Source organism: Acidobacteriota bacterium, assembly GCA_034211275.1.
Taxonomy (GTDB): domain Bacteria; phylum Acidobacteriota; class Thermoanaerobaculia; order Multivoradales; family JAHZIX01; genus JAGQSE01.
Window position 1 is genome coordinate 1 of record JAXHTF010000211.1, and the last position, 11,171, is coordinate 11,171.

General features: G+C 64.5%; 11 protein-coding genes. 4 read left to right on the forward strand and 7 right to left on the reverse strand.

Going from position 1 to position 11,171, the window contains the following annotated elements; genetic code table 11:
- Positions 1 to 479: hypothetical protein (locus tag SX243_22060; GenBank protein MDY7095669.1), on the forward strand; the 479-nt coding region annotated here is incomplete at its 5' end.
- Positions 480 to 509: 30 nt separating this feature from the next.
- Here the strand turns inward: SX243_22060 and SX243_22065 are convergent.
- Both SX243_22065 and SX243_22070 read right to left on the reverse strand, forming a co-directional pair.
- Positions 510 to 977: a DinB family protein gene (locus SX243_22065; GenBank protein ID MDY7095670.1), complete on the reverse strand. Its 468-nt coding sequence runs from the start codon at positions 975 to 977 to the stop codon at positions 510 to 512.
- 123 nt (positions 978 to 1,100) lie between these two features.
- Complete coding sequence (locus SX243_22070) at positions 1,101 to 2,564, reverse strand: pectin acetylesterase-family hydrolase (protein ID MDY7095671.1); 1,464 nt, start codon at positions 2,562 to 2,564, stop codon at positions 1,101 to 1,103.
- 381 nt (positions 2,565 to 2,945) lie between these two features.
- On the opposite strand from SX243_22070, the gene SX243_22075 reads away from it, so the two are divergent.
- The gene (locus SX243_22075; GenBank protein ID MDY7095672.1) at positions 2,946 to 4,901 is read left to right on the forward strand and encodes a VWA domain-containing protein; all 1,956 of its coding nucleotides are present in this window, start codon (positions 2,946 to 2,948) and stop codon (positions 4,899 to 4,901) included.
- Between the two features lie 4 nt (positions 4,902 to 4,905).
- Here SX243_22075 and SX243_22080 read toward each other — a convergent pair whose 3' ends face one another.
- The 3 genes from SX243_22080 to SX243_22090 form a co-directional block, all read right to left on the reverse strand.
- Positions 4,906 to 5,925, reverse strand: a complete 1,020-nt coding sequence (locus SX243_22080; GenBank protein MDY7095673.1) for an IPTL-CTERM sorting domain-containing protein — start codon at positions 5,923 to 5,925, stop codon at positions 4,906 to 4,908.
- Between the two features lie 99 nt (positions 5,926 to 6,024).
- Positions 6,025 to 6,540: a YHYH domain-containing protein gene (locus tag SX243_22085; GenBank protein MDY7095674.1), complete on the reverse strand. Its 516-nt coding sequence runs from the start codon at positions 6,538 to 6,540 to the stop codon at positions 6,025 to 6,027.
- Between the two features lie 330 nt (positions 6,541 to 6,870).
- Positions 6,871 to 7,362, reverse strand: coding sequence for a flavin reductase family protein (locus SX243_22090; GenBank protein MDY7095675.1), 492 nt, complete (start codon positions 7,360 to 7,362; stop codon positions 6,871 to 6,873).
- 153 nt (positions 7,363 to 7,515) lie between these two features.
- Here SX243_22090 and SX243_22095 point away from each other — a divergent pair, with 153 nt between their 5' ends.
- A complete protein-coding gene (locus SX243_22095; GenBank protein ID MDY7095676.1) occupies positions 7,516 to 8,280 on the forward strand; it encodes a hypothetical protein in 765 nt (254 codons plus the stop codon).
- A gap of 28 nt (positions 8,281 to 8,308) precedes the next feature.
- On the forward strand, positions 8,309 to 9,049 hold the full coding sequence (locus tag SX243_22100) for a class I SAM-dependent methyltransferase (GenBank protein MDY7095677.1): 741 nt from the start codon (positions 8,309 to 8,311) through the stop codon (positions 9,047 to 9,049).
- Between the two features lie 325 nt (positions 9,050 to 9,374).
- Here the strand turns inward: SX243_22100 and SX243_22105 are convergent, their stop codons facing one another.
- Both SX243_22105 and SX243_22110 read right to left on the reverse strand, forming a co-directional pair.
- Positions 9,375 to 10,520, reverse strand: a complete 1,146-nt coding sequence (locus SX243_22105) for a hypothetical protein (GenBank protein ID MDY7095678.1) — start codon at positions 10,518 to 10,520, stop codon at positions 9,375 to 9,377.
- Complete coding sequence (locus tag SX243_22110) at positions 10,493 to 10,951, reverse strand: hypothetical protein (GenBank protein MDY7095679.1); 459 nt, start codon at positions 10,949 to 10,951, stop codon at positions 10,493 to 10,495. Before SX243_22110 ends, SX243_22105 begins: the two co-directional genes overlap by 28 nt.
- Between the last annotated feature and the right edge of the window lie 220 nt (positions 10,952 to 11,171).

Here is an 11,171-nt window from a genome sequence, read left to right on the forward strand (position 1 = left end):
CGTCCGGGGGATTCTGGCAAGCTACCGCCCCACTGATCGACGAGTGGCTGGCATCGCTCCCTTTTCCCTTGGCTCTGCACCTGAACGGGGGCTCGCTCCTCCTGACTCTGGGCATTGTCCTAGCGCTGGGAGCACCGGCCAATGGATCTATCCGAGCCCTCTTGAACCTAGCGACCAGCAACTGGAAGTCGTCTGAACAGCGTTTGCGCGGCGGTCGAATCCTGGGCCTTCTGGAACGTTGGCTGATCTTCGGGCTAGCTCTCCTGGGAGAGCCTACTGCAGCCGCCCTTGTCATCTCGGCCAAGAGCATTCTCCGATTCCCGGAGCTCAGCTACTCAGCAAGAGGGATCGTGGGAACCTCCGGAGGAGCGGAGGGGGAGGCGAGAACCGTGGACACAATGACCGAGTACTTCTTGATCGGATCCCTCAGCAGCTGGACTTTGGCGTTGGCCGCTTCGCTTCCCCTGCTTTCCCCTTGACTCGACCCGGCCCTTCGGCGCCAAGCTCCTCTAGTAGGGCATCTCCGGCACGTGGCCGCAGAGGCGGGCGTAGACGGTGAGGGCGCCGCGGTGGTGGGCGGTGTGATCGCTGATGCCGCCGCAGATGGCCCCCTTGGGCAAACCGCCCATCACCGGGCCTTCCGGCAGCGGTGCGGCCAGCTCCTCCGCGGACTTGGACTCGATGGTCTTCACCGCCCGCTCGAAGGAGGCCGCTACCATCGCCCGGGCCTCCGCCAGGGAGGTGACCGCCTGCAGCTGGCGGATATGCTCCTCGAAGTTCATGTCGAAGCCTTCCGGCCGAAACGCTCCCTCGACGAACCAATCGACGGTGAAGGCCACGTGGGCCACCTGCTGGGCGACGGTCATCATGCCCTCCGCCGGCGCGAACTGGCTATCCTCCTCGCGCAGGCAGGCGCTGGATTTGTTGAAGAATTGCTGCGCGCTGCGCAACTCGCCGATCAATACCTGATGGTTCATGGGGGGAGCTCCTCTCGCGGTCGTTGTAGCTGGTCGTTGGGGGGGGCTTGTCGCCCCCGCTGACGCCCATTCTCACCCCGCGATCCATACCCCGTCCAGCCCTTGCTGCTGGCTCGCCGAGCCTCAGGGGCAGATGGAGTTGGTGTACGCCGGACCGGCGATGAAGTCCGGCTGAATCTCCGTCGCCGGCGCCAACCCAGCCTGCCAATTGACTAGCAGGTCATGAAAGGACGACCCCACCGGACTGATGTGGTGGGTGTAGAAGTCCCCGGTGAGAATGCTCACGTGCTGATCGCACTTGGGACCGAAGACCCCCGGCTGGGTGAGGAAGGGCTCGAGGCCCCCAGCACCGAAGGCGAGGTCGTTGAGCAGGGTGACCTGACCGGTCCAATACTGCGCGATCCCGGGAAAGAGCTGCCAAGCTTGGAAGCTGTCGCGGGCCGCAGTGTCGTTGATGTCCATGCGCAGGAAGAACGGCGTCTCGATGTGGTTGGCCAGGGTGTAGGTGGTGTCGTAGCAGATCTCCGGGTGACTGCCGACGGCATTGTGGGCGGCAGCGAAGGCCGCACCCTGACAGCTCTGATCGATGGCCGTGCTGTTGGCTCCCCAGAAGACGTCGGATCGCGGCACCACCCAATTGAGCAGATAGTCCGCGTAGCTCACCGGAGCCCCGGCGACGGCACCCCAGGTGATCCACGGCTCCCACATGGCCGGCGCGGCCCCGGCGTCGATCACGCCGTAGATCTCCGGCTGGCCCGCCACCGCGGCGGTGAGCAGCGCGTTGAGGCTGTCCAGGTGATGCCGCACCCCTCCGCCGCCGGCGGATTCGCCGGCGATGACGATCTCGTCGGCGGTGGCCAGCGACGGCAGCGGCGTGCTGTAGAAGGTCGCCGCCGGCCCCGCATCCGGAGCCGCGCCGGCTAGCAGCGTGTTGAACACATCGGCGACGATGGCCTCGCCGTTGAATTCGATGTCGTAGCTGGTACCGGCCAATGGACCGCCCACCGCGGTGATGCTGGTGTGGGCTTGAGAGCCGATGTAGTTGTCCGAGCTGCAGTAGTAGATCAGCACGTGGTTGTAGCCGGCGAAGTGGTTGGTGGCCGGATCCTGGCGCAGGATCCCGGGGCCACGAATGGCGTCGTAGACGCCGGTGGTGCTCATCTTCGCTCCCCGGTTGAAGCCGTTGAGGTTGCACCACCGCTCCCCGCAACCGTCGGCATCACCGCAGCCACCGCCGCCGTCGAAGAAGATCACCCACTTCTCCTGCTGCTTCTCGGCGTCGGTGAGCTGAGGCCCCGTGTAATGAGCGTCCGCCGGCCGGATGTACATCACCGCCGAGGTGCCGTCGTTGCATCGGGAGTCGGGCCCGGTGAGGGTGTGCCGGAGCAGCGGAGTACCGGTGTCGGTGGCGAGGAATTCGCTCATGGCGAAGGGGGTGTAGTTGGGGCCACCGTTGGCGCACACGACGGTGCTCAACGGCTGCGCCGACATGGACCCAGCGGCCAACACGAGGCTTAGCAGCCAGGCGGATAGCAGCCCGCGGTGACAGATGGAACGAGACGGCACGGAAACAGGTTGCTCAGTCATCAGAGTCTCTCCTCAATAGCAGGTCGTCAATAGCAGGTCATCGGCGCTCAGGCTCACCACTCTTTCTGCACGGGAATCACCCGTCGGTAGCCGCAGCATCTGTTTTTCCTGACCCTCGATTACAGAACTCCCGGACGATGACAAGACCCGCCGGATCCTCGGATCGTTGAGCCCTCCAGGGGCAAGTCATCGCTATCTTAAATAAGGGAGTCAAAGAATTTCGCATAGATGACGCGTTACGAAACCCAGCGGTCGATCCCAGGACCGGTCCGCTGCTTTCTCACCGATTCCTTCGGCTCCAGGTCGAACGGCGCCGGCCGCGTCTCGCCGACTCCCTCCATCACGAACGTGCTAACGCTTCATAGGAAGGAGCTCCACTCAATGCATCGGGTCCCTTTGATCATTGTCAGCATTGCCCTCGCCTTGGTTGCCCTCGGAACCAGCCCCGCCTCTATCCATGCGGAGGAGCCTCCCACTGAGGTTTCTCGGTCCGATTGGGGCGAGCAACGCCTCGAAAAGCAGCTCACTCGCCCTGCCACCGTGCAACATCTTCAGAGCTACTCGCCCCTCACCGTTCCCACTCCGCCCCAGAAGTATCTCAGCATCGCCGACGGTGTCACACAGCAGCGCTCGACGATCCTCGCTCAGGGCTTCGAGAACACCTTCCCGTCCCCGCCTTGGATCACCCTGGGCCTGGGCAATTCCAACGTTGCCTGGGGAGCCACCGGGCAACGCCGCTCCAGTGGCTCTCGGAGCGCCTGGTGCGCCCAGAGCGGCCCCGACTTCCCAGGGGCCGGTCAGGACGTGCCGCCCAATACTCAAAGCTGGATGATCGCCGGCCCTTTGGACCTGAGCGGCACCAGCAGCGGAGAGGTCAACTTCGATCTCTGGCTGGAGACGGAGCAAGGTTTTGACATCTTCTTCCTCGGCGCCTCTTTGGACGGGGTCAACTTCACCGTCTTGGGGCGGGATGACAATACGTCGGGTTGGGAAAGCTTCACCCAAGATCTGACCGCCTGGGGCAGCCTCGGGGATCTCACCGGGAACTCCCAAGTGTGGTTCGCCTTTCTCTACGAGAGCGACGGCTCCATCGCCTTCGAAGGCGCCTATGTCGACAACATCCAAGTCGTCACCGACACCAACGACAGCCTCAACCTGACCGTCAACCAGATCGACGCCGACGACTGCCCGCAGATGAGGGCCGTGGTGAGCGTCACCGACGGCACCGGCAGCCCGGTCCAAGGGCTGACGAATCAGAACTTCACCCTCACCGAGGACGGACAGTCCAGGAGCCTGTCGGTGCAGACGGTCAGCACGGGGGGCGGTGCTCTCAGCGTTGGACTGGTGCTCGACGGTAGCGGCAGCATGAGCAACGCCGACATCGACAACATCCAGAGCGCCTCGAATCAATTCATCAACCTCCTGGGATCTTCGGACCGAGTCGCCGTGTATCACTTCGGCACGGACGTCTCGCTGATCCAGGACTTCACCACCAACAAAGCCGCTGCCCGCAACGCCGTCAACCAGCTGACCGACAATCTGGGGGGCACCTCCCTCTACGACGCCATCGGCCAGGCGGCGAACCGCACGGCGGCGATCTCCGGCCGCAAGGCGCTCATCGTGATGACCGACGGTCAGGACAACGACAGCAACATCACCCAGCAGCAGGCCATCAACGCCGCCCGCAACGCCGGCGTTCCGGTCTTCACCATCGGATTCGGCTTTGCCGACCGCAACGTGCTGCAGACCATCGCCGACCAGACCGGTGGACTCTCCTTCCTGGGAGCCACCTCGTCGGACCTGCAAACCATCCTCGGCCTCATCGGTCAAACCCTCAACAACCAGTACATCCTGACCTGGACCGCCGGAGCAGCCGATGGTGGTCAGCACGACGTCACCATCACCGTGCGGCGACAGGGGCAGTCGGCTACCCGGACCACGAGCTACTCCCAGGCCGGAACCGCCTGTACCGGCAGTACCTCACCCTGCGTCGAGGGACCGACCACGCTCTGCCTGAATCAGGGTCGCTTCGAAGTCGAAGTGGACTGGCTGGACCGCGCCGGCAACACCGGTCCCGGCCGGACGGTTGCCTGTGGCACCGACGACTCCGGTCTGTTCTGGTTCTTCGATCCGGAGAATTGGGAAATGTTGGTCAAGGTGCTCAACGGCTGCGGGGTCAACGGTCACTACTGGACCTTCTTCGCCGCCACCACCAATGTCGGTTATGACCTGACCGTCCGCGACACCCAAACCGGCCTGCAGAAGACCTACAGCAATACGCTGGGGGTCTCCTCACCGGCGATCACCGACACCTCGGCCTTCGCCACCTGCCCTTAGGGGCTCACGAGTCGGCGGACCGGCGGCGGGTAGACCCTGCCGCCTTTCCCTGGTGCACCGGGCGGTTTCTCACCGGACCGCCCGGTGCTTTTTTAGCTGGCATCTGGCGCTGCCGCCGCAAGATCAGGGCGGCTCCGGCAGCGAGAAGACCGGCGAGCCCCACCAGCGCCACGGGAGAGAGGGTGGGGACCTCCACCACCGAGGGCAGATCGCCGACAAAGGTCAGGTCCTCGATCTGCCGGCTGCCGCCGGCGGAGACGACGAGGGTGGCAGAGTAGTTGGGAGCTGCCATCACCCAGACGTCGTTCCCCTGGGTGAGGGTGCAGCATTCGGAGAAGTACACCAGGCCGCTCTCGGGGTGAATGACCAAGCCGGTGGCTCCTACATTGTCCGGGGTTCCTGGAAAGTAGATGTGCCCAAACCCTTCGACATCGGGGGGCTCCACATCGACCAATTGGAAGATCCCTTCGCTGCTCTCGATCTTCGTCCAGAGCTCACCCCCTGGCCCGGAAGCTATCGGAGAGATGTTGGGAATCGGAAACGGTGAGTACACCACGAACCCAAGGAAAGTCGCGACCGCGGTTTCAAGATCCACGACAGCCACTTGGTTCTGGCCAGGACGGCCGATGGCGATGAGCTCTCCCGTCGTCGGCACGGCGGTCAAATCGTGAACCCGAAAGAACGGAGCTGTATCGATGCTCATCTCTCCGATGACCCGCAGCAGCCCACCGCTGGCCGGGTCGAGCTCGAGGAGCAGAGAGCTTTCTCCGTCGGGGACCTCGGTGGTCGCGAAGACCCGGCCGGAGGGCAACGTTGCAACACCACTGAGACCCACTCCCGGCAGGGGAGTCCTCAGAACTGTCACCTCTCCAGAATCGAGGTCGATCTCGACCACGGCACCGGCATCATCGGCTCCTTCGTCGAGCCCGCCCAGAACACCCCACAGTCGCTCCGCCGAGGCGGCACTGGCCGGTAGCCAAACCAAACAAACCACCAACAAATAGGTTCCGACCCATCGCTGCACGGCATGCCTCCTTCAAGAGCGTTGAGTACCAACAAGGGAGAACCGAAGAAATGCTACCACAGCATAAAACAAGCCGCTAGCTGTCCGTGGACAGGCACTTCAACGGGACCGACGGCAGCGGCCCGCCACCTCCGACGCCAAGCGCTTCAACAAAGCCCCCGACGACTGCCCGGTGGCTGCTAGCTGATGCCGCTTCTGGAACCGCAAAATGGCTTGTCGGGTCGGGTCGTCCAGGACCCCGTGGGATTGACCGTGGTAATCCCCGAGGATGCTGAGTAGGGTTTGGGCGGTAGCGGTGAGCTCAAAGGCGGAATAGCCCTTGGGAATCGGCACTCGCTGAGATCGCGAGGAGCCGTCTTCCCGCTTTCTGCCCTCGTTGGCAGGCTCCTCCTCCACCGGCAAGTCTCGGCGCGGCGGCCACGGGGTGGCACCGGGCTTCGGCTGGTGGCAATGGTAGTCGCCGGTCTTGCGGTTGTGGTGACAGCCCTCGCGGTTGAGGCCACCGCCGTGGGCCCACAGCGGTGGCCCGGCCAGAGCGGTAATCCAGAAAATCAGCAGGATGAGGCCCCGGCGGCCTCCGAGTCGGCAAGCGAGCTGGCGAGCTCTCGAATCCATGGCGGCCTCCTTCGGGGAGCCCCCCGGAGATTCCAAAGGCCCCCTCTAGGATGAGCGTCAACCGCCGCGGTCCGGGGTCAAGGAAAGTCTCCTCCCTGCCCCACGGTCCGTGCCCCGGCCTTGATGCGCTCTTGGAGCTTGCTGAAAAAGTCAGTCGCAAGCGAGAACGAGAAATTTTCGAGCAGAATCAAGGCGGAGAACCGCAGGCGATTCGGGAATCGTCGAGGTGCGACAACGAAGATTCGGCCGAAAAGAGCCGTTCGGAGCGCGACGCGGGTTTTTCAGCAAGCTCCTAGCAGCGACTCGAGAATCGAAGCTCCTACCGAAGAATCAATCGTCACCTTCCGCCAGCGTGCGGTAGCCCCGATTCCAATACACCAGCGGCCCGTGGCCCGCCCGGGGAGTGCGGGATTGTTCCACCTGGCCCACGTAGAGGATGTGAGTGCCGAGAGCGTGGCGGGCTACGACCCTGCAGGCGGCCCAGGCCAGGGCATCCTCCAGCACCGGCGCACCGGTCTCCGAAGGGATCCACTGGCCGTCCCGGAAGCGCTCCCCCTCGGGCAAGAAGGCGAAGTTGTCGGAGAGCTTCTGCTGATCCTCGCCCAGCAGATTGACCGCGAAGGAAGCCTCCTCCTCCGCCAGCATCGCGTTGAGAGCGCTGCGCTGGTCGATGACCACGGCGATCAGCGGTGGATCCGCCGACACCGAGGTGAAGGCCGACACGGTGAGCCCGTGGATTCGCTCCCCCTGACGGGCGGTGACCAGGGTGACTCCGGAAGCGAAATGGCGTAAGACGTCGCGAAATTCATCAGAAGAAATCATCGGACGAGCATTATACGGGTCCGGGAGGCGGACCGCCGGAGAACTGCCGAGGAGTCAAAGTGTCGGCGTCCGGAGGCGCCAATGGGCCTATCCACCCCGATCCCGCCACATTCCATCCTCTCCATGCCTTGATTCCGAAGTAGCCTAGACGACATGGGAAGCTCGACACCCCGAGGGCCGCAGCTGGCGAAGGCCCTTCTCTGGACCTGGCTCGCCTTAGGCTGGATTTCAGCCGAGGCCAGCGAGAGCGACCGCAAAGGCGAGCTCAGCACCCGGGAGAAGTTGCGCCAGGAGATCCCCGGAGAGGTTCCCAGCCTTCCAGCCCTTCCTCTGCAGCAGGAGCTAGCGCTTCCGCAGGGAACGGAGCCTCAGCTGGTCCTCACCATCCACGGCCACTCCGGGAGCCCCTACGAAGAGTCGGTGCTCTCCATCTGGCGCCGCACCGAAGAGGGCTTTCGGGAGGTGGAGACCCTCCGGGCTTCCATCTTTGGAGCCCGCACCTTCCGCTGGCACAGCCACCTCTTCCTCCACCTGCTGGTCTCCGAACCGGCGGCAGGGCACACCTGGACCACCGAATACCTGCACTACGTCGCGCCGGACTTCACCCTCCACGAAGTCCCCATGGGATTTCCCCGACGCTGCTCCGATGACGCCGAGGACCGCGGGACACCGCACAATCTGGGCGAAGGCGTCGAGCTCGGTGGTTATGGCATCGACTTGTTCCTGGAAGACGACGACCTGCGCTTCGAGGGCCTCATCTGGCGCCCCGGAGAGCCCATGCACTTCCCCAGCGGCGGCTCCTTTCACGGCGTCCTGGAGATCACCGGCGAGCCGGGCCTCGATGCCGCTACCGGCCTCTACCACCCCACCTTCCGCTTGCGCATTGCCGAATGCACCATCGAGCGGAACAAACCCTGACCGCCCCTGATCCTCCTCTCTCCTGACCATGCGCGTTCGAAACTTCCAGCAACAGTGGGCCCGCCTACGTGGCGCCCTGCAGAAGCTGCGGGCAAGGGTGCCGCTGGGCGGCGAGCGGGTGTGGCCGGCGGCGGCCAACGATCTCTTCGTAGCCCACGAGTCCATCTACCGATTCTTCGCCGGCTTCGCTGACCGTCGGCGAATCCTCGACGCCGGCTGCGGCCTCGGCTACGGCAGCGACCGGCTCGCCGCGGCGGGAGCCCGGGAAGTGTTGGGCATCGACCTCGAAGCCGCCAGCCTGCGCTATGCCTCGCGCAACTACCGGCGCCCCAACCTGCGCTTCGAGATCCAAGACCTGGAGAAGCTCGACCTGCCGCAGGCCTCCTTCGACCTCGTCGTCTCCTCCAATGCCATGGAGCATCTGCGCTCCCCGGAGCGCTTCCTGCGCGCCGCAAGCCGTGCCCTCGCCCCCGGCGGCGAGATGCTCCTGGCCGTCCCGCCTATCACCAACGAGCACCTCCTCGCCGACAACCAGGCCAACCCCCACCACCTCTCCAACCTCACCGTCGACGAATGGCTCCAGCTCTTCCAGCGCCTCGGCTTGGCCGCCCACCTCTACCGCCACGGCCACCCGCAGATCGAAGAGCTCGACTTCTCCTCCCATCTCCCCAGCCGCTTCGCCGCCGACGAGTTCACCTTCGTGGAAGTGTCCCCACGGCGCTTCGCGGAGAAAGCGTCGCTGACGGCGGTCTTCCGGCTGCAGGTATAGCGGGCGGTTGGAGAGTTGCTCCTAGGAGCTCATTTCGATGAGATAATCCCTGCAAGGCTCTGATGACTCACACCCTTAGAACATCGCCACCCGAGCGACAGGAACTGGAACGGAAGCGTACTCTCTTTTCCGAAGCCTACGCCAAGTTTAGAAAGAGCCTTCCACAGGATCTTGATCTCGCTATGGGCAAAGTGCTGGAAGAAAATCGAGATCCCAGCCCTGGCAGAGATCACTCCTTTGAAGAGTGAAAACAAAAGAGTCTTACGCTCTTTTCTCAAAGCAAGCTTATTCTGGACCGCTTGTCAACCTCGGGCCTGACCAACCCTCAGCAACCCCGGGAGTAGAACCACACCACCGGCTCTCCGCTGATGCCGTAGGCGGGGGTCCAGCCGGTGAGGAGAACGCGGGGATCCCCTCCTTCGCAAGGGCTGGAATCGAGCACCTCGATGCGGAACCACAGGCTGCCGGCCAGACTACTGGCGAGACGAGTGCTTTCGAGGACGCGGACGGGGATTTCGGCGCGCTCCGCCGCGGGGTCGTAGCTGCCGCTGCGCACCGGCAGACCGGCACCGGCTTCGGGCCAGACGAAGCCGCTCCAATGCTCGTTGAGGTAGGCGAGGCGGCGGATGGGAAGCTCGTCCAGAGGCCAGTAGGTGCCGGCGCCTTCGGGGGAGAGCCAGACGAACTCTCCACAGGCTGCAGCGTTCCTCGCGTCTCCGCCCTCTGTGCTCTCGGCCAACCGCAGCTTGTACCAGCCGTCGGCGACGGCGTAGACCTCCGCGGCCTCTACCTCGTAGCCGGACTCCCGATGAACCAGAGCCTCCATGGAGTCCGGGGACGCCACCAGCTCCGCGTCTGGCTCCGGTCTTGTTCGCAGAAAGACGAGCCCGCCGTGGGAAAAAGGCGGAAGGTCGAGCAGACCGACCAGCGTCTCGCTCTCCTGGTCGCCGGGATCCGGTTCCCGGGTGGTGATCTCCCGCAGCACCTCCAGTCCAGCCAGGGCGTTGAGCTGCGACGGCACGAAGCGCGGCGGGACGTCCACGAAGCCTTGGGGCTCTCCGCCGGCCCCCAGCTGAATGCGGGTTCCATTGCAGGTCGTCAGCCACGCCACCTCCTCCTGGGGATCGTGCTCCGCGAAGACCACGTACACCGCACCGATCTCTGCCGGCACCGCGCAGGACGCCGTCGACAGGCCCGTGGCATAGGGCCACTCCGGCCCCGTCTTCTGGGAAGAAACCGGCTTGTGAGGAGGTGCGAGCGCCTCGAAGGTGAAGACCTGGCGATGCCTCTCGGTGTCGACGCTGGCACTGGCAAGGCGGGCGATGAAGACCTCGTCCGCAGCGGCGAAATAGTCCGCCAGCGGCCGCTGCTCGCAGCGGCAGGCGTCGGCCGTCTCGGCGACCCCCAACAGACTCACCAAGAGGAGAAGAGCCTGGCCCCACCTCATCGCTGCACCCGGGTGACCAGCCATCCGACCACCATCCCCACGACCCCTCCAATGGGGGCAAAGAAGAACGGTGCGATGACCAGGCCGAGCCCGTGGGGAAAGCCGGGGTAGGTCCGCGAAGGCAAGAAGCGCGGCCAATAATCCCAATTCGCCCAAACCAGGATCAGTAGAATCGGCAGCAAGCCGCCCAGCGCCAGCGCCGGCCTCGCCAGGCTTCCGGGAGCCACCTTCCGGTGTACCCACAGGATCAGCAGCACCAGCAGAACCGGAACCAACCCCAGGGCTCCGCACACCAGCAGGTTGAGCTGCGAGGCCGTGTACTGAGCTACCAAAGCGGCGCCCGCCCCGCCGAGGCCCATCCCCTCGCCGAGAGCCACGGCCAAGAAAACCGCCGGCGGGATCAACAGGACTCCCAGGCCTCCTGCCATCAGCATCTTCACTACCGGTCTGTTCATCAAGTCCCTTCCTCGTCCAGTCGATGATCGAGCGGAGGCGCCCTGGAAGAGGGTTCGCGAGGAGCCGCGTCTCCCTGAAATGCTCTCCGGCCACGATGAGTTGAAGAGCTTCCAGTCTATCCCGGAGCCGGCCCTTCAGGCTCCGCCGCACCGGGGAATCAAAGCGTCGCCGATGTATAGTGGTTTTTCGCGGGTTCGCCTGATCCCACCCCGCTCCGCT

Excerpts from the sequence above, each read along its gene's own strand:
- SX243_22065 (MDY7095670.1), bottom strand. The coding sequence starts at position 977 with ATGAACCATCAGGTATTGATCGGCGAGTTGCGCAGCGCGCAGCAATTC.
- SX243_22070 (MDY7095671.1), bottom strand. The coding sequence starts at position 2,564 with ATGACTGAGCAACCTGTTTCCGTGCCGTCTCGTTCCATCTGTCACCGC.
- SX243_22075 (MDY7095672.1), top strand. The coding sequence starts at position 2,946 with ATGCATCGGGTCCCTTTGATCATTGTCAGCATTGCCCTCGCCTTGGTT.
- SX243_22085 (MDY7095674.1), bottom strand. The coding sequence starts at position 6,540 with ATGGATTCGAGAGCTCGCCAGCTCGCTTGCCGACTCGGAGGCCGCCGG.
- SX243_22090 (MDY7095675.1), bottom strand. The coding sequence starts at position 7,362 with ATGATTTCTTCTGATGAATTTCGCGACGTCTTACGCCATTTCGCTTCC.
- SX243_22095 (MDY7095676.1), top strand. The coding sequence starts at position 7,516 with ATGGGAAGCTCGACACCCCGAGGGCCGCAGCTGGCGAAGGCCCTTCTC.
- SX243_22100 (MDY7095677.1), top strand. The coding sequence starts at position 8,309 with ATGCGCGTTCGAAACTTCCAGCAACAGTGGGCCCGCCTACGTGGCGCC.
- SX243_22105 (MDY7095678.1), bottom strand. The coding sequence starts at position 10,520 with ATGGCTGGTCACCCGGGTGCAGCGATGAGGTGGGGCCAGGCTCTTCTC.
- SX243_22110 (MDY7095679.1), bottom strand. The coding sequence starts at position 10,951 with ATGAACAGACCGGTAGTGAAGATGCTGATGGCAGGAGGCCTGGGAGTC.